An 18,217-nucleotide genomic window follows, 5' to 3' on the forward strand; every position below is an offset into this window, starting at 1 on the left:
ACTTAAAAAAAGCGCCAATTGGCGCTTTTTTGTTTTATGCTGTGGTTCGTTTATTTTTTAATGCGATACAACAAGTAATACGCGCAAGGTAATACCAACATACTCACCAGCGGACTTATCACCATACCGCCGAGCATCGGCGCTGCAATTTTTTGCATCACTTCACTGCCTGTGCCGCTCCCTAACATAATTGGTGTTAAGCCAATCACGATAGTCAGTACCGTCATCGCTTTTGGGCGAACCCGTTGAACCGAGCCTTGTTTTACCGCAGTTAAAATATCCTTATGCTGTTTTAACGCCTGATTAAGGTAAATCAGCATCACCACCCCAAACTCAGCAGCAACACCCGCAAGCGCAATCATACCCACCGCAACGGCCACGGATAACTGATAATCCAGCAAATAAACGAACCACAGTGAACCCGCCAATGCCATCGGTAACGTTAACATCACTAAGGTTGCTTGTAATGATGAGTTAAAGGCAAGGTAGAGAATGATAAAAATAATCGCCAGTGTAATTGGGATTAGTAATTCCAATTTACTGGTAACCCGCTCCATATATTCGTATTGGCCTGAAAATCGAATGCTGTGTTTAGCCGGTAGCAACAAGTCATTACCCAGAGCTGCTTTTGCAGCTGCTATGTAATCTCCAATAACCACATCTGGCGCTAAATCGACAAATGTCCACGCAATAAAACGGCCATTTTCGCTTTTAATCATCGCAGGACCATCTTTAATTTCAATATCAGCGACTTGCTCTAGCGTGACCCATGCACCCGTTGGTGATAAAAACGGTAATGTTTTTAGCTCTTCTATTTGATCACGATAACGGCGTGGGTAGCGCAAATTAATTGGAAAGCGCTCTTTGCCCTGCACCGACTGCCCAATACTCGCACCACCTAATGCATATTTTACTAACGTTTGGATGTCCGCAATATTCAAACCATATTTAGCCGCGTCTTTGCGTCTTGGCGAAATATCAATATAACGTCCTGACTGCGCCCGCTCAGCATAAGCAGATAAAGTACCCGGAACATCCGCTAAAATGCGCTCCACATCACGACCTATTTGCTCAATTTGCGCTAAATCATCGCCTGAGATTTGAATGCCAACTGGTGTTTTGACACCAGTTGATAACATATCAATTCGGGTTTTAATCGGTTGCACCCAGGCATTGGCAAGCCCCGGAAAATTAACACTTGCTTGTAACTCAGCAATAATGCTTTCAAGGGTGACTCCTTCGCGCCACTCACTCTTTGGTTTTAACTGAATGGTGGTTTCAAGCATAGTGAGCGGCGCAGGGTCGGTAGCCGTTTCCGCACGGCCTACTTTACCAAATACGCTAAGCACTTCTGGTTGAGTTTTAATTAAGCGGTCGGTTTGTTGCAGTATTTCACCCGCTTCCGCAATGGAAACTCCCGGCAGCGTGGTTGGCATGTAGAGTAAGTCTCCCTCTTCTAGCTCAGGCATAAACTCACTGCCTAATTTAGAAAGCGGGTAATAACTCGATGCCGCAATCACAATAGCAACCAATAGCGTAAATTTAGGTACTTTTAAGCAGAGGTCTAAAATCGGGCGGTAGATTGCTACTAATGCGCGAGTGAGGTAATTATTTTGCTCACTTGGAATATTACCACGCACCAAATACCCCATTAACACAGGCACTAAGGTCACGCTTAACAGTGCTGCAGCCGCCATCACAAAGGTTTTTGTATAGGCAAGCGGGCTAAATAATTTGCCTTCTTGTGCTTCAAGGGCAAACACCGGCATAAAGCTCACCGTAATTAAAATTAGCGAGAAGAAAAGCGCAGGCCCAACTTCCACAGCGGCTTTACTTACCAATTGCCAATGCGCTTTTCCCTTAGCGTTTTCGCCCGTTTCAGCGCGATACTGTTCAAGGTGTTTATGGCAGTTTTCCACCATCACAATGGCTGCATCAACTAAAGCGCCAATCGCAATCGCAATACCACCCAAACTCATAATATTGGCATTAATGCCCATTAAGCGCATTAGTATAAAGCCCGCTAATACCGCTAACGGTAAACAAATCACAGCCACTAGCGTTGAGCGTGCATGCATTAAAAAGATTAAGCACACCAAGGCAACAACAATCATTTCTTCAATCAGTTTTGACTGTAAATTTTCAACCGAACGTTCAATTAAGTTTGAGCGATCGTAAACCGTTACAATCTCAACGCCTTCAGGCAAGCTCGGGGTAATTTGCGCAATTTTCGCTTTCACATTGGCAATGGTTGTTAGCGCATTTTCGCCATCGCGCATCACCACAATACCACCAACCACTTCACCTTCACCGTTTAATTCGGCAATGCCTCGTCGCATTTGCGGGCCCAAACGAATGGTCGCAACATGCTCTAGCAATAACGGGCTACCGTCGTCATTAATAATGCCCAGGGGAATGGCTTTAAACGCAGCTAAATCGGTTAAAAAACCGCGACTGCGCACCATGTATTCGGCTTCGGCCATTTCAAGCACCGAGCCGCCCACCTCGCTGTTAGCATTTTCGATTGCTGACTTTACCTGTGTGAGCGTTACGCCGTACTGCATTAACCTCAGAGGCTCAACGACTACTTGATAGCTTTGTACCATGCCGCCAACGGTAGCAATTTCACTTACCCCTGCCACTGACTGCAATTCGTACTTTAAAAACCAATCTTGCAAAGTACGTAGCTGGGCTAAGTTTTGCTGACCTGTTTTGTCAATTAAGGCATATTGATAAACCCAACCAACCCCTGATGCATCGGGCCCTAAGGTTGGCTTAGCATCACTTGGTAAATTAGCGGTAACTTGGTTTAGATATTCCAACACCCGCGAGCGCGCCCAATACAAGTCGGTATCGTCTTCAAAAATAATGTAGACGTAAGAGTCACCAAAAAAGCTAAAACCTCGCACCGTTTTTGCTTTTGGTACCGCCATTAAACTGGTCGATAGCGGATACGTTACTTGCTCTTCAACTACTTCAGGGGCCTGCCCCGGAAAACTGGTTTTAACAATGACCTGCACATCCGATAAATCAGGAATGGCATCAAGCGGTGTTTGCTTTACCGAGTAAACGCCCAATATTGCTAGCATGGCAGCCAATAACAGCACCAATACTTTGTACTTTAAACTGGTTTGAATAATCCACTGCAACATAATCGCCTCCTAGTGTTGATGCGACTGCATTGCTTTAGCTGGTTTGCCATCTTGACTCATTTTCAAAATAGCCGAACGAATATTCGATTCGCTATCTATTAAGAATTGGCCAGAAGTTACCACTTGTTCACCTTGTGCTAGCCCTTGCATAATTTCAGCGCGGCCTTGGGTGATCATACCCACCATCACTTCACGCGAGACAAAGGTGCTATCGTGTTGTTCTACCACTACACGATTTTGCTTGCCAGTTCGAATAAGCGCTTCAACGGGAATATTAAGCACATCCTCCTTAGGGCCACCATAAATACGTACATTTGCTAGCATATCTGGCTTAAATGAACCGTTTTCATTATTTAAAGACAACCTAACCTTTAATGTACGGGTTTTAGGATCAAGCGCTGGATAGATATATTCAATCTTACCTTCAATGGCATAAACACCAATCGCAGGTAGGTCAAACTCAACCCACTTACCATTTTCCACCCAATCAATTTGATGCTCAAACACATCGGCTAACACCCACACCTGTGAAAGATCCGCCAAGGTCATTAGCTTTACGGCTGGCTGCACATACATACCTTCACGTATGCCAAGATCAGACACAATCGCATCATGTGGTGCGTAGTAAGGCACGCGAAACAATGACTCTTTAGTTTTCTCAACTTGGTCGATTAGTTTTTCAGACATACCTAATAAACGTAAACGTGTGCGACCACGTTCTTTCAAGCCTTTATTCGTTGGATTTGTTTTAAGCAGGGATAAATAATCGTCTTGGGCAACAATTAACTCAGGTGCATAAATTTCATAAAGTAGCTCACCTTTTTTTACGCGTGCGCCCAAAGTTTTAACTTGTAGGTTTTCAACCCAGCCCGTTGCTCTTGGGTGAATATGGGTTAGGCCATTTTCGTCATACTCAACCTTGCCAAAGGTCTCTATAAAACGCCACAATGTAGAACGCTCAACGGGTGCTTTGGTTAATGCCATGCTCTGCTGAGTATGCCCTGACACTGAAATAGCCACTTCTTCACTACTTTCAGGTGCTGAAAGCTCCACTAAGTCCATGCCACAAATTGGGCATTTGCCTGGGTGATCTTTAACGATATGGCTGTGCATTGGACAGACAAACTTTGTGCTTTTAGCGGGTGATTGTGTCAATTCATTTACCAGGTCAGGCGATGACACGTTTGCAAAACTCAGGCTTGTAAAAAGCGCTAAGCAAATAATTAATAAATTTTTCATAAACTTGGTTCTCAATTCAAATAAATAAGGTGTATTTGACGTTGGCAAATACGGCTTAAAATATTGAATTAAGCTATTGGCGGTATAATGCTAACTTGCAGTGGTGTTGGATAGTTTGAAAGCCCAATGGTAAGGTAGGCGAGCTCTTTTGCGATTGGCTCTGAGAAGGCGAATGCCGAAAAGACACAACATGAGGCATGGCATTTTGCACTGCAATCATTACAGGTTTCGCAATCATGCTTGGCCATTTCTTGCTGCATTTGGCTGTCATCACAACAACTGTGATTTGAGTTTTCTGTGCTTTTTTCTACTTGATGCATTTCAGCGCACGACATTTCCTCCCCTTGCATACTGTTCGCCGCAAGTGGATTTAGAAAAATACTGAAAATAAGCATTAAATATAAAATTCGCATAACGCAAAAAGTATACGTGATTGTACAAAACTTAGCTAGCCCCAAGGCGAGCATCTGTTGTTACTGCAACTTCGTTTTATAACGCAAATCCGTAGGTCCTAGATACTAAAGATCAATACCAAAACAATGCGCTCGAAATTAAAATATCGCTTTTAACATATTAATAACCATATAGATCAGCATATTTAACTAACATAGCCATCTAGATGTTATAAAATATACATACACTCATTTTCATCTTTGCAATTAAATTAAACGACTAATGGTAAAAAACCAAAAACATGCAATTCTGTACGCCTTATCAGCGGTCTTTTTATGGTCGACGGTAGCTACTGCTTTTAAACTCGCATTGATGCAACTTACACCACTTCAGTTGGTGTTTTATGCCTCTGCATTTAGCTGGTTGTTTTTGGCTATATTTTTACTTGTGAACGGTGACTACAAACACGTCAAAACGGCGTTTATAACTAAACCTTTACTGTATTTAAAATTAGGCATACTTAATCCATTTTTGTATTACCTCATTCTGTTTAAAGCGTATGATTTACTACCCGCACAGCAAGCGCAGGCACTCAATTACACGTGGGCGATTGCACTAAGTTTGCTTGCAGTACCAATGCTCGGTCAACGCCTACGAAAAGTTGATATTGCCGCATTGCTTTTTGCCTATTTAGGTGTGCTGATTATTAGTACAAAAGGGCAATTTACTGAGCTTAATTTTGAAAGCCCGCTGGGTGTTGGGCTTGCTTTATTATCCACACTACTTTGGGCACTGTATTGGATTTTTAGTACCAAAAACACTGATAAACCAGTAATTAGTTTATTTATTTGTTTTTCTATCGGCTTACCATTTATTGCCTTAGTACTGACTTGGCAAAACGCTTGGCAAATTCCTACAGGCAAAGCTTGGCTAGCAGCAGCTTATGTTGGGTTATTTGAAATGGGTATTACATTTGTGCTGTGGTTAATGGCAATGAAAAAAGCTGAAAACACAGCGAGTGTTAGTAACTTAATTTTTATTTCGCCGTTTTTATCACTTATCTTTATCTACACCTTACTGGGAGAAGCAATTCATTCCACCACGATTATAGGTTTAGGTTTTATAGTGTGTGGTTTGGCAATACAAAAGTTAGTAAAAGCCAAACGCTAGCAGGTTAAACCACCAAAATTGCGCTACAGTTAGCGTTATCTATATTACTTGATTGATTTAAAACAGGGCTTTCATGCCTATTGTTGATATACTATAAAACCCTAAAAGTTTTAACTTGCTAACAAGGCAATGGAACGTTTTTCATTAATGTATGTACGATTTGTATGAAATAAAACATTTTTACAGCTCTTTTCTTGGCCGCCTCTTTATCATTATTGTTGCGCTAATTTTTGTTTTAGCAACAACGCTTGTCGCTATGCATTATCAAAATCATTTGGCCAAAGTCGATGAGAAAATAAGAGCACACTCAGAATTCATTATGGATTCTTCAGTTACTCAGCTAGAACAACATTTAGTCGTGTTTACTATGGCTGAAAGATTGCTATCAGAGCTAAAGCAACCATACACTCAGCAAGCGTTGGCACAAATAAACCAAGAAACGTTCGCCAACTTTCCCCGCTATTTGAATGTAAGTTACTTCCAACTTACTAATAATCAGCAGCTAACGGCGTTACACACAACCCGAAAAACCTCTGCTAAGCCTGCAACAAATTTATCTGAGCTTGGCATTAAGCAGGTTATTCAAAGTAATAAATTGCTGTTTAGTATTCCGTATTACGAAGCAAACGATGGCTCACTGCGCATGGCGATTAGCTATTTATCGCAGTTAAGCAATGCTCAACCTCCGCTTTTAATGGTTGCTGAGATAAATTTACACTCACAATATAACCCATGGCGTTACAATATTTTAGATAAAGGCATGGAGATATTGGTTACACAAAAACCACGCATTAAAGATCAGTATTGGAGCCTTTACCACACAGCACCAAAGTCACTGCATGGTGATATTGGTAACGCCTACAACCAACCTATGCCACCTGCATTTGTTGCCTACGTAAATAAAAGCGTTCAAAAAGCCACTGGCCGACCAGTCGATAAGTACTTACAAAGTGATGGCGTGTCTATTTACACCAACCGCACTCAAGGTATTGCCAATGTAAGAGTTGGCATTTCCTACAATACGCATTTTAATACTTTTATTGCGGTTAGAGTACCGTTAATAACCATCTACAACGAAGTAAGCAACTTTGCCAGTTGGATTGGCGCGTTTGGTTTGCTTACTATTGTTGCCACTTTTTTTATTACGCGACACTTATACCGACTTGATCTTGGCTACAAAAACAAACTCTATCAACAAGCCAACTTCGACAAACTCACCAAACTAGCGAACCGCTATTTCTTTGATAACACATTAGTTAATGAACAAATTCATAATCAAGGTCGCTACACCCTTTTGTGTATCGATCTAGACAACTTTAAACATATTAATGACCGATTTGGTCGCCACACTGGCGACAAAACCTTACAACTGATTGCCGAACGCATATCGCAATCTTGCCCATCAAACGCTTTGCCGGTACGTACCGGCGGCGATGAGTTTTTTGTTATTTTACAAACAGTTGATCGCAATATAAGTAGCTCGTTAGCACGCAACATTTTAAACGCTATTGAGCAATCAATGATGCTCGATAATTTACAGCTTTCAATAACCGCAAGTATCGGCATTTACCATGCCGATGAACATATTGATCCACAAACTGCTGAAGTTTATGCTGAAATAGCCATGTTCGAAGCTAAAAAGCTAAAAAATCGTTACTGTTTTTTTGACAAAGGCTTGGCTGAGCAATTACATCAACGCGTAGATATTGAAACTGAACTAAAGCATGCAATTGAAAATAAAGAGCTTTATTTAACCTATCAGCCACAAATTTGCTCTGCTCACGGCTCAGTTAAGGGTGCTGAAGTTCTGTTGCGCTGGCACAATAGAAAGCTCGGCTTAATTGCACCAGATAAATTTATTCCAATCGCAGAAGAAACAGGGCTAATTGCCGATATCGGGGAGTTTGTTATTCAACAAGCGCTTTACGATTATGCGCAACATTTGAAATACACTGAAATCAGTTTATCAATAAATGTATCGGCGTATCAGCTAATGTACACACCGCTATTTGATATTCTTAAGCATCATGTCGAGCATTACCAAATCTCACCAAATCGCGTGATTTTAGAAGTAACTGAATCTATTTTTATTGAAGATAAAGGCGCGGTGCAGGGCTTGTTTGAAAAACTAATGAGCTATGGCTTTTTAATTTCACTCGATGATTTTGGTACAGGTTATTCATCACTTTCTCAAATGCGAGACTACCCAATTCACGAGTTAAAAATCGATCGCAGCTTTATCACTCATATCCATGAAAAAGATCAAGATGCGGCACTATTGCATCAGATTGTTTCCATTGCCAAATGCCACGATATTGTCACCGTAGCAGAAGGCATTGAAGTTACAGCCCAACATGAAATAGTGCGCACCTTAGGCATAGACATAGAACAAGGCTATTTGTATGCCAAACCGTTAGAAATCGATGCGCTAAAAGCGTATTTAGCTGCTAACACGCTAACCCAACAGGCCTGCTGTTAACGACGCTTTTTCGGCACCCAAGCCCAACGCATTTCGCAATGTATTGGGCTATCACCACTTTCATCAGACAGGACTACAGGCACAATTAAGTCCCCTTTCTCATCACTGCTGATTGCTGTGATCACTTGAGATGATAGCTGCGCTGTTGCCGTTATATCACCTTGCATGCGCTTATTATATTCTAGCGTCATTGATTTCAGTAACGGTAAGTGGCTATCAGGCACATTCATACCAAACACTATGCCCGACGCTGATTCAGCAGCTAATGCTGCACCAACCGCATGAATACCACCAATATGGTTTTGTACTCGCTTTTTATTTGCAAGTTTAACCACTACTTTGTCATTACTAATCGATAAAACCCGTAGTTTTGCAGTGCCCGCAAATTTAACCTGACTGGTAAACAACTTAGTCAGTAAAAATTCATGGGTCGACTTTGGCAGTTTATAGATTTTATTAACAAGCTTGCTTAATTTATTTGCCATACTATTTTTTCAACTCAACTGGTTTGACCACCTAGATTACCGCAACCAAACTCAAACAGCAAAATATCAAATAGCTAAATACTATTTCACTGACAATCCAATAAGTTGCATAGTGTGTTTTTAATTTTTTGACGTAAGCATTATGACCCTAGAAACGCTACTTGAACAACTTAAGACTTCTCCTGAAAGTGTTACTTTTCAACAGGTAATTGCTGTGATTGAGACCACGTACAACTATACAGCACAAACATTTACCAATGGCGAGCTAATAAATAACGCTGGTGAAAATGCGGGTAGCTGCAAAATTTTCAGCTTTGCAAAGCTTAACAACTTAAATGAAGAGCAAACGCTAAACTGCTTTGGCGATTACTACCGAGTAGATGTGTTACAACACCCAAGTGGTGACGATCACCAAAATATTCGCAACTTTATAAAAACAGGTTGGGCGGGTGTGAACTTCGCTAAAAGTGCGCTTGAAGTAAAATAACCGCATAAAAAAACCAGCAAGCTGCTGGTTTTTTATTAACTAATCTTAGTGATTAAAACGGAATATCATCATCAAAATCAATTGGTGGTTCCATTGGGTTTGATGCGCCGCCTTGTGGTGCATTTTGCTTAGGTGCAAAGCCCCCTGATTGCTGCTGTGGCGCAAAACCACCAGATTGTTGCTGACCACCTTGCTGCGGTGCAAAACCGCCAGACTGCTGTGCTGGCGCAGATTGCTGCTGAGCAGGTTGCTGGTTAAAGCCACCTTGTTGCTGTTGAGCACCTTGGTTAAAACCTTGTGATTGTTGTGGTGCAAAACCTGATTGCTGTTGATTCTGCTGTTGGAAACCACCACCAGAATTGCTACCCGCGTTATCACCGCGGCCACCTAGCATTTGCATTTGACCAGTAAAGCCATCAACCACAATTTCAGTTGTATACTTTTCTTGGCCTTGCTGATCTTGCCACTTACGCGTTTGTAATTTACCTTCAACGTAAATTTGCGAACCTTTACGACAATATTCACCAACAACTTCAGCTAACTTGCCAAAAAACACCACACGGTGCCATTCGGTTTTATCGACTAACTGACCCGTGTTTTTATCTTTATAACTGTCAGACGTTGCAAGTGTGATATTGGCAACTGCGTTACCGTTTGGCATATATCTCACTTCTGGATCCTGGCCTAAATTACCAACTAGGATCACTTTGTTAATACCACGAGCCATGGTCTGTCTCCTTTAATTAAACTATACCTGCAACCGCTTTTGCTTGTTGCAAATCGAATTCTGATTCTTTTACTTTTAAGTATGTACGATTTTCTTCAAGTACTACTGTTGTTTCTAATACACCCGGTAAATCAGCAAGGTCATTTGCTAACTTTTCGGCTGCTTTTTCAGGGTCAAAATTTTCTTTCTCCCCTTGTAATTCAGTGAGTAAGCTTATCAGCTTACTTTTTGGTGGTACTTCCATTCCCCACGCTATAGCAAACCATATTACCCCAACCAAGGTTGCTGCGGCAAATACTGTCTGAGCATCGCTCACTTGCGCAAAATACCCACCAATAATACCGCCTAAAAACGCGCCTAAAAACTGGGTAGAACTAAAAGCGCCCATTGCAGATCCCTTTTGGCCTGCAGGAGAAATGCGCGCAACCAATGCCGGCATTGTGGCTTCTAAAAAGTTAAACGCTATAAAATAAATAAGCATGCACACGCCAATAATAAGTGCGCTTGAACCAAACAAACTTAAGCTCATTAAACTTGCGACAATCAGTGCGATTGACACTAAAAAAGCCATTTTTTCTTTTTGTTTTTTAATCGCAATAATCATCATTGGCACCATAAATACAAACGCCAATAATAAAACCGGAATATAAAGCTTCCAGTGCATTTCTGCGGCTAACCCATCTTTAATAAGTTCAGCCGGCAGCGCAACAAACACCGCCGTTAAAGTTAAGTGAAGTAACATCACACCTAAATTTAAACGCACTAATTGCGGGTGTTTCACTAGGTTTTTTATATCGTTCAAAGAGGCTGATGTATCGCCTTTTGGTGCACGGTTTACCGCGGTTGGTACCACAGTTAACACTATAAAAATACCCAACACAGCCAAACATGCCGTCAGCCAAAATATACCACTCACGCCAAACGATGCCGCAATCATTGGGCCTAGCAACATGGCCGCAGCAAAGCTAAGGCCAATACACATACCAATAACAGCCATCACTTTAGGACGTTGCTCATCACGGCTTAAATCGGCCGCTAGCGCCAATACAGCGGCGGCAATTGCGCCCATTCCCTGTAATGCACGCCCTAGGGTTACGGTGTAAATTGATTCGGCCATAGCCGCTATCACCGAGCCAATCGCAAACATAATTAAGCCCGCTACAATCACCCATTTACGGCCAAATTTATCTGATAACCAGCCCATAGGAATTTGTAAAAGCGCTTGTGTTAAGCCATATGCGCCTATCGCAATACCAATCCATAAAGGCGAAAACCCTTCTAATTCAGTACCGTAGATTGCAAGCACAGGCATAAGCATAAATAAGCCAAGCATGCGAAATGCAAATACGCATGCAAGCGACACCGCTGTGCGTTTTTCAAGAGCATTTAATGAAGAAGCTGACATTAACGAATTAGCAAATAATGATTAGAAAATTAAGGCGGCAAGTTTACCATAAACCTTATTGGTTATTCTAACCCGTATTTGGTTAAAAGTGTTTATCGCTACACCTACTCAACTAATTCCGCTACTTAAGGTGATCCAAGCAGGTAATTTCTGCTTAAATAAACTATTACCCATTAAAATTTGCGCCTACCAAGCTCTATTAAATACGCAATTTAGCCTTATAACATGATAAGCCATTTGGGGCATAGGTATAAGTTAGGGCTGTATATTTATACAATATAATGCAATACTAGGCGCAATATTGCTGTTCGCTAATGCTATAGGATAACAATGGAACATATCGAGGTTCGCGGCGCCCGCACGCACAACTTAAAAAATATCAACTTAACCATTCCACGCGATAAACTGATTGTTATCACAGGTTTATCTGGCTCAGGAAAATCATCGCTGGCATTTGATACATTATATGCCGAAGGTCAGCGTCGTTATGTTGAGTCACTTTCTGCGTATGCGCGTCAATTTTTATCCTTAATGGAAAAACCAGATGTCGACCATATTGAAGGTTTATCGCCAGCTATTTCGATAGAACAGAAATCAACATCTCATAACCCACGTTCTACCGTAGGCACTATCACCGAAATTTATGATTACTTAAGGCTGCTTTTCGCCCGTGTTGGTGAACCGCGATGCCCAACTCATAATTTACCGCTCACCGCACAAACCATTAGTCAAATGGTCGATCAAGTACTTGAGCTGCCAGAAGGCACAAAAGTAATGTTGCTTGCCCCTGTCGTGAAAGAGCGTAAGGGTGAACATATCAAGTTACTTGAGAACTTAGCAGCACAAGGTTTTATTCGCGCGCGAATTGATGGTGAAGTATGCGATCTCTCAGATCCGCCAACGCTAGAACTCCATAAAAAACATACAATTGAAGTGGTTGTCGACCGTATCAAGGTAAAAGATGGCCTACAACTTCGTTTAGCGGAATCGTTCGAACAAGCATTAGAGCTTTCAAATGGCGTGGCACAAATCGCCTACATGGATGAGCCAGAAAAAGACGAAATTGTTTTCTCGGCGAATTTTGCTTGTCCGAGTTGTGGTTATGCCATGACTGAACTTGAACCGCGTTTATTCTCATTTAATAACCCTGCGGGTGCCTGTCAAAGCTGTGATGGTTTAGGGGTACGCCAGTATTTTGATCCAAGCCGTGTGGTACAAAACCCAGAGCTTAGCCTTGCTGGCGGTGCTATTCGCGGTTGGGATAAACGCAGCTTTTACTATTTTCAAATGCTGCAAGCCGTTGCAAATCATTACGACTTTGATGTTGAAACACCGTTTGAACAACTGCCAGCCGATGCGCAAAAAGTGGTACTAAATGGTTCGGGCCGTACTAAAATTGAATTTCAATATCGTAACGACCGTGGCGATGTCGTGGTAAGAAATCACGTATTTGAAGGTGTGCTTAATAATATGGCGCGCCGCTACAAAGAAACTGAATCAAATTCAGTACGTGAAGAGCTAGCCAAATACCAAACGAATCAAGATTGCCCTAGCTGTCATGGTTCACGTTTACGTGAAGAAGCACGTAATGTGTTTATTGGCACTACTAATTTACCTCACGTAACGCGCATGAGTATCGGTGAAGCACAGCATTTTTTCAGCGAGCTAAACTTTAGCGGACAAAAAGCAAAAATCGCCGAGAAAATCTTAAAAGAGATTAGTGATCGCTTATCGTTTTTGGTAAATGTTGGCCTTAATTACTTATCACTTGAGCGCAGTGCCGATACGTTATCGGGTGGTGAAGCACAGCGTATTCGCCTTGCCAGCCAAATTGGTGCTGGCCTTGTTGGCGTTATGTACGTTTTAGATGAACCCTCAATTGGTTTGCACCAAAGAGATAATGACCGATTACTTGCCACATTAACGCACTTACGTGATTTAGGTAACACTGTAATTGTGGTTGAACACGATGAAGATGCAATACGTGCTGCGGATCATATTATTGATATTGGCCCAGGCGCAGGGGTGCACGGTGGGCAAGTTATTGCCGAAGGTACCCGAGACGACATTGTAAACTGTAAGGACTCAATTACCGGACAGTATTTAGCGGGCACCAAAGCAATTGAAATACCTGCGACTCGCCACCAGCCACAAGATAAATGGCTGGAGTTAAAAGGCGCAACAGGTAATAACTTAAAAAGTGTCGACCTATCAATTCCATTTGGTTTAATGACCTGTATTACGGGCGTTTCTGGCTCTGGTAAATCGACCTTAATCAACGACACCCTATTCAAAGTGGCTCATACTGAACTCAATGGCGCAACAACTGCCGAAGCTGCACCCTATAAATCCATTACTGGTATGGATTTATTCGACAAAGTTATCGATATTGACCAAAGCCCTATTGGACGTACTCCACGTTCAAACCCTGCTACCTACACAGGTATTTTCACTGCCATTCGTGAGTTATTTTCAGGCACGCAAGAAGCCCGTTCGCGTGGTTATAAACCAGGACGTTTTAGCTTTAACGTAAAAGGCGGGCGCTGTGAAGCATGTCAGGGTGACGGTGTAATTAAAGTAGAAATGCACTTTTTACCCGATGTATACGTGCCATGTGATGTGTGTACTGGTAAACGCTACAACCGTGAAACCTTAGAAGTACTATACAAAGGTAAAAACATTCACCAAGTGCTTGATATGACTGTGGAAGATGCGCGCGAATTTTTTGACAAAATTCCAGCTATTGCACGCAAGTTACAAACTTTAATGGATGTTGGCTTAAGTTATATTCGTCTAGGCCAAGCGGCAACAACGCTATCTGGCGGTGAGGCGCAACGTGTTAAATTGGCCCGCGAACTATCTAAACGCGATACCGGTAAAACGTTATACATTCTGGATGAACCGACGACAGGTTTACACTTTGCTGATATTCAGCAATTACTTGTTGTATTGCATCGCTTACGTGATCACGGCAATACCATTGTGGTTATCGAGCACAATCTCGATGTGATTAAAACTGCCGACTGGATTGTTGATTTAGGCCCTGAAGGTGGTTCTGGCGGTGGTGAGATTTTAATTTCAGGTACGCCTGAAGAAGTTGCACAACATCCTGTGTCTCATACTGGTCGCTACTTAAAACAAATGCTATAAGTTACTCTTACTTAATAATAAAAATAAAGCGCCTAAATGGAATTAATTAGTCAAAAACTGCCAAAGTTAACATTAGTAAAATTAAAGCTAGTTAACTTTTGGCAGTCGCTATCGCTGCCAGAAAAACTCTATAGTTTATCATTTGCCTTGCTTGTGGTTTTTCAAGGCGATTATCAGCTTGCAGCGTTATTGACTTTAGTTGGCCTAATTATGGAGTTTTGGCCGAGATTTACCAAGGCTTGGGACACGTTAGCTGGCAAAGCGGTGATTTTACTATTTTATGCAGTCATAACTAACTTTGCTTTAGCCTCAAGTGCGTCGTTAGTAAATGAAGTAACCGGTGTGTCTGCTACGCACTTTAATTATACCCATAACTTTGCCATTTTAATGGTGCTACCAAGCTGGCTGTTAGGCATTAGTGTATTTGCCTTATTTATTTACCAACTGTTTGTTCCTTTTTACTTATTTACTATTTTATTGGCAAAACCGTTTGGCATTAAAATTGTGCGCTTCTTTTCAAAAAGCAATCATCCTTTCTTTTCCAATGCGATGCGCTTTACTGTTTGTTTTACCGTACTGTTCCAGCTGATGTCACTGTGGTTAGGCGATCAACAGGAGATTGATAGAATCTTCCAAAGTATTGACCCAAACGTCAGCACCACTGAAAAGGAGCAAGCTAAGTTTAACGAACAGCAGAATAGGTTAACGCCATCTGATACACCTGAACCAGAAAAGCCAGAGAAAGAAACATTTAGCATTAGCTTTAATGATGATTCGGGCGCCACTGACGAATTAACAATACCGATAAACCAAGGCTACGAGTCAGTTATTCATCACCTAGTAGCCATGTTTGCATATCGTCAAGAAGCCGACAAATATTCACGCTGTAGTAAACCAAACAACACTAAAGCGGTTGAACTAAACGATCATGAGGTGTTACTCATTAGCAAAGATAACAATGCACAGTATGGCTACCAATTTACCGTTACGGCGTGTGATTCACCTGCGAGCCACTTATTCAAAAATAATTAACTCGCCTTAAAATGTTCCATTAACTGTGCTTTCTCAGTATCGTTAAGTGCTACCGACGCTTTTTTATCAAAGTTATAGCGCACCATTGTGGCGTGACCTACCGCACAGAGTTCATTGTGCTGATACACTTCTTGGCAAATTACAAATGACGAATTGCCAATACGGCTAATGCTGGAGTTTATGGTAATTTCCTGACCATAAAACAGCTCACCTTTAAATTCCACTTCGATTTTAGCGACAATTAGCTTCCACTTATTGCAATCTAAGTCTGGTGTAAAGAAACGAAAAAAAGGGGTACGCGCTGCTTCAAACCAAACCGGTAGCGCTGTATTATTGATATGTCCTAACGCATCTGTTTCGCTAAAACGCGGCATAAGTGTTTCACTAAACATAGTAAATGAGCTTTATAAACTAAATATGTGCTCACTATAGTTATGTTTATTAATAATTAAAATAATAAGGCCAATAATGCAGGATTTTATTCGAGTATACGACAATGTACTTAGTAAGGAGTTTTGTGACAACTTCCTCACTAAGTTTGATAACAGCCCGTTTTTAACACAAGGCAAAACCAGTGGCGGCGTTGACCTTAGTAAAAAAAATAGCCAAGACTTATATTTAAACCAACACATCGAATATCAAACTGAGCTACAGCATATTCTGCAAAACACCACCGAAAAAGTATTTGAGTATTTTGAAGAACACTTCTTTGCACTTATTGGCGCATTTGGTTTAAAAGTTTATCACCCAAAAACCAAACAGCCGGTTGACTTAACGGTAGAAAATTTCGATGAAGTGGGTCGCCCTCAGTTACCCGTTTTAGTGCAGCAAATTTTTCGCTTAGGTCAAATTCAAGCGCAAAAATACACTGCAGGCCAAGGTGGTTACCCCTACTGGCACAGTGAGGTTTATCCGCAAAAAGGCCATAACGATAGCTTGCACCGTATTTTACTATTTATGTTTTATTTAAATGATGTGGAAGAAGGTGGTGAAACTGAATTCTATTATCAGAATAAAAAGATTAAACCAAAGCAAGGCTCTATGGTAATTGCACCGGCGTATTTCACTCACACTCACAGAGGGTGTATTCCAGTTTCCAATGATAAGTACATTGTCACATCATGGGTGCTGTTCAATACCGCAGAACAAATTTATGGTGCCTAAATAAGCTAGGCACCATAAGGTTAGTTTGTTAAATGAACTCGCAAGCTAACCTTTGCTTCTAAACCGCCCTCAGCACGATTGCGCAATGTTACTTTTCCTTGATGCATATCGACAATGCGCTTAATAATTGCAAGCCCTAAGCCACTGCCCTCGCTACCGCGCGCCTGATCGCCTTGGGTAAACGGCTGAAACACTCGCTCTAACTCGTGTTCAGGAATACCTGGGCCTTTGTCTTGCACAAGGATCTCAACATACTCTTTATTCGCAGAGTACTGAGTCACAACAGTGACATCCTCTTCGCTATAGCGCAGCGCGTTTTCAATCATATTGGTAATTACGCGCTTCATGGCAACATGGCTGATTGGAATATTTGGCAACGCTTCATTAGCACTAAAGCTAATTTCTCGGCCTTGCTTTTGTTCCGATGCAACCACTTCCGAAACAAGCGCATTTATATCATCTGGCGCTAAATCACTTAGCTTATGATTGCGTAGATACTCAATAAACTGATCAATAATCGCATTCATATCTTCGATATCGGTAATGATGCCTTCTCGTAAGTAATCTTCATGCTCCGACATCATTTCTGTTGCAAGACGAATACGTGTTAATGGCGTGCGTAAATCATGGGAAACACCAGCCATTAACAGTCTACGATCTTCTTCTACTGCAGCAAGGCCACGTGACATTTGGTTAAAAGCACGCGTTACTTCAATCATTTCAATTGAACCTAGCTCGGGAAGTTGGCTCGAATAATCACCAACCTCTACCTTATTAGCCGCTTTTTGCATTGCCTTTAGAGGACGGTTTAAGTGACTTGCAAATAGCCAGCCGCCTAACACGCTTAACACACCGATAAAGGCAAGATAGAAAGTCAGTACTTTTACATTCGCCTCTTGAAAACCGACTAACGGAATTTTAACCCAGTAGCCTGGCGCTTGTGGTGGCTCAACCCAGTACACAAGAATATCGGTCTGACTAATGCGTACACGCGCCTCACCCTGCAAATATTCAGACATCACCCGAGACAAATAAGGGTATTCGCTGGCTTGTTCTAAGCCGTGTCGCATCGCTTCACGTTCACTCATCATCTCAACGCCAGTCGCCAAATAAAATTGCTCCGCAACTTCATCCGACATTTCCACACCATCTTGATGACCAATAAATACCGTGCGAACTTGTTTCGCCAGCATTAAGTTAACTTGCTCGATAGAAGGCTTTACAACGTAAAGCGTAACCGAAATATAAGATACGATTTGATTGATAAGCAGCAGTGCACCAACCAAAAAAACGGTTTGACCAAATGCACTGCGCGGAAAAATACGCATAATGTT

The 18,217-nt window shown here is 41.7% G+C and carries 14 protein-coding genes; 6 read left to right on the forward strand and 8 right to left on the reverse strand.

The window, feature by feature from the left end:
• Window positions 1-50 precede the first annotated feature (50 nt).
• The 3 genes from PSPO_RS13360 to PSPO_RS13370 form a co-directional block, all read right to left on the reverse strand.
• Window positions 51-3,152, reverse strand: a complete 3,102-nt coding sequence (locus tag PSPO_RS13360) for an efflux RND transporter permease subunit (RefSeq protein WP_010561537.1) — start codon at window positions 3,150-3,152, stop codon at window positions 51-53.
• Between the two features lie 9 nt (window positions 3,153-3,161).
• A complete protein-coding gene (locus PSPO_RS13365; RefSeq protein WP_010561536.1) occupies window positions 3,162-4,391 on the reverse strand; it encodes an efflux RND transporter periplasmic adaptor subunit in 1,230 nt (409 codons plus the stop codon).
• A gap of 68 nt (window positions 4,392-4,459) precedes the next feature.
• Complete coding sequence (locus PSPO_RS13370) at window positions 4,460-4,726, reverse strand: hypothetical protein (protein ID WP_010561535.1); 267 nt, start codon at window positions 4,724-4,726, stop codon at window positions 4,460-4,462.
• Window positions 4,727-5,066: 340 nt separating this feature from the next.
• On the opposite strand from PSPO_RS13370, the gene PSPO_RS13375 reads away from it, so the two are divergent.
• Together PSPO_RS13375 and PSPO_RS13380 are read left to right on the forward strand one after the other, a co-directional pair.
• Entirely contained in the window at window positions 5,067-5,954 is an 888-nt protein-coding gene (locus tag PSPO_RS13375) for a DMT family transporter (protein ID WP_010561534.1), read from the forward strand.
• A gap of 319 nt (window positions 5,955-6,273) precedes the next feature.
• Window positions 6,274-8,433, forward strand: coding sequence for a putative bifunctional diguanylate cyclase/phosphodiesterase (locus PSPO_RS13380; RefSeq protein ID WP_158523449.1), 2,160 nt, complete (start codon window positions 6,274-6,276; stop codon window positions 8,431-8,433).
• On the opposite strand, the gene PSPO_RS13385 is transcribed toward PSPO_RS13380, so the two are convergent.
• Window positions 8,430-8,918: a DUF4442 domain-containing protein gene (locus PSPO_RS13385; RefSeq protein ID WP_010561532.1), complete on the reverse strand. Its 489-nt coding sequence runs from the start codon at window positions 8,916-8,918 to the stop codon at window positions 8,430-8,432. The genes PSPO_RS13380 and PSPO_RS13385 overlap by 4 nt on opposite strands.
• Window positions 8,919-9,060: 142 nt before the next feature.
• Between PSPO_RS13385 and PSPO_RS13390 the strand changes: the two genes are divergently transcribed.
• Window positions 9,061-9,405, forward strand: a complete 345-nt coding sequence (locus PSPO_RS13390; RefSeq protein WP_010561531.1) for a HopJ type III effector protein — start codon at window positions 9,061-9,063, stop codon at window positions 9,403-9,405.
• A 52-nt stretch (window positions 9,406-9,457) separates the two neighbouring features.
• Here the strand turns inward: PSPO_RS13390 and ssb are convergent, their stop codons facing one another.
• Entirely contained in the window at window positions 9,458-10,132 is a 675-nt protein-coding gene (ssb, locus tag PSPO_RS13395; RefSeq protein ID WP_010561530.1) for a single-stranded DNA-binding protein, read from the reverse strand.
• A gap of 16 nt (window positions 10,133-10,148) precedes the next feature.
• Complete coding sequence (locus tag PSPO_RS13400) at window positions 10,149-11,537, reverse strand: MFS transporter (RefSeq protein WP_040641436.1); 1,389 nt, start codon at window positions 11,535-11,537, stop codon at window positions 10,149-10,151.
• 330 nt (window positions 11,538-11,867) lie between these two features.
• Here PSPO_RS13400 and uvrA point away from each other — a divergent pair, with 330 nt between their 5' ends.
• Window positions 11,868-14,687: an excinuclease ABC subunit UvrA gene (gene uvrA, locus PSPO_RS13405; protein ID WP_010561528.1), complete on the forward strand. Its 2,820-nt coding sequence runs from the start codon at window positions 11,868-11,870 to the stop codon at window positions 14,685-14,687.
• A 36-nt stretch (window positions 14,688-14,723) separates the two neighbouring features.
• A complete protein-coding gene (locus tag PSPO_RS13410; protein WP_010561527.1) occupies window positions 14,724-15,719 on the forward strand; it encodes a hypothetical protein in 996 nt (331 codons plus the stop codon).
• Here the strand turns inward: PSPO_RS13410 and PSPO_RS13415 are convergent.
• Complete coding sequence (locus tag PSPO_RS13415) at window positions 15,716-16,111, reverse strand: acyl-CoA thioesterase (protein ID WP_010561526.1); 396 nt, start codon at window positions 16,109-16,111, stop codon at window positions 15,716-15,718. The two genes, PSPO_RS13410 and PSPO_RS13415, sit on opposite strands and share 4 nt — an antisense overlap.
• 76 nt (window positions 16,112-16,187) lie before the next feature.
• Here PSPO_RS13415 and PSPO_RS13420 point away from each other — a divergent pair, with 76 nt between their 5' ends.
• Window positions 16,188-16,883 carry a 2OG-Fe(II) oxygenase gene (locus tag PSPO_RS13420; protein ID WP_010561525.1) on the forward strand — a complete coding sequence of 232 codons (696 nt, stop codon included), beginning with the start codon at window positions 16,188-16,190 and terminating at the stop codon, window positions 16,881-16,883.
• A 20-nt stretch (window positions 16,884-16,903) separates the two neighbouring features.
• Here PSPO_RS13420 and envZ read toward each other — a convergent pair whose 3' ends face one another.
• Window positions 16,904-18,211, reverse strand: a complete 1,308-nt coding sequence (gene envZ, locus PSPO_RS13425; protein WP_010561524.1) for a two-component system sensor histidine kinase EnvZ — start codon at window positions 18,209-18,211, stop codon at window positions 16,904-16,906.
• Window positions 18,212-18,217: the final 6 nt, after the last annotated feature.

The organism is Pseudoalteromonas spongiae UST010723-006, from assembly GCF_000238255.3.
Taxonomy (GTDB): domain Bacteria; phylum Pseudomonadota; class Gammaproteobacteria; order Enterobacterales; family Alteromonadaceae; genus Pseudoalteromonas; species Pseudoalteromonas spongiae.

Coding starts and splice junctions, on each gene's coding strand:
- envZ (WP_010561524.1), bottom strand. CDS start 18,211: ATGCGTATTTTTCCGCGCAGTGCATTTGGTCAAACCGTTTTTTTGGTT.
- PSPO_RS13375 (WP_010561534.1), top strand. CDS start 5,067: ATGGTAAAAAACCAAAAACATGCAATTCTGTACGCCTTATCAGCGGTC.
- PSPO_RS13360 (WP_010561537.1), bottom strand. CDS start 3,152: ATGTTGCAGTGGATTATTCAAACCAGTTTAAAGTACAAAGTATTGGTG.
- PSPO_RS13380 (WP_158523449.1), top strand. CDS start 6,274: ATGGATTCTTCAGTTACTCAGCTAGAACAACATTTAGTCGTGTTTACT.
- PSPO_RS13400 (WP_040641436.1), bottom strand. CDS start 11,537: ATGTCAGCTTCTTCATTAAATGCTCTTGAAAAACGCACAGCGGTGTCG.
- PSPO_RS13385 (WP_010561532.1), bottom strand. CDS start 8,918: ATGGCAAATAAATTAAGCAAGCTTGTTAATAAAATCTATAAACTGCCA.
- PSPO_RS13390 (WP_010561531.1), top strand. CDS start 9,061: ATGACCCTAGAAACGCTACTTGAACAACTTAAGACTTCTCCTGAAAGT.
- PSPO_RS13420 (WP_010561525.1), top strand. CDS start 16,188: ATGCAGGATTTTATTCGAGTATACGACAATGTACTTAGTAAGGAGTTT.
- ssb (WP_010561530.1), bottom strand. CDS start 10,132: ATGGCTCGTGGTATTAACAAAGTGATCCTAGTTGGTAATTTAGGCCAG.
- PSPO_RS13370 (WP_010561535.1), bottom strand. CDS start 4,726: ATGTCGTGCGCTGAAATGCATCAAGTAGAAAAAAGCACAGAAAACTCA.
- PSPO_RS13410 (WP_010561527.1), top strand. CDS start 14,724: ATGGAATTAATTAGTCAAAAACTGCCAAAGTTAACATTAGTAAAATTA.
- PSPO_RS13415 (WP_010561526.1), bottom strand. CDS start 16,111: ATGTTTAGTGAAACACTTATGCCGCGTTTTAGCGAAACAGATGCGTTA.
- PSPO_RS13365 (WP_010561536.1), bottom strand. CDS start 4,391: ATGAAAAATTTATTAATTATTTGCTTAGCGCTTTTTACAAGCCTGAGT.
- uvrA (WP_010561528.1), top strand. CDS start 11,868: ATGGAACATATCGAGGTTCGCGGCGCCCGCACGCACAACTTAAAAAAT.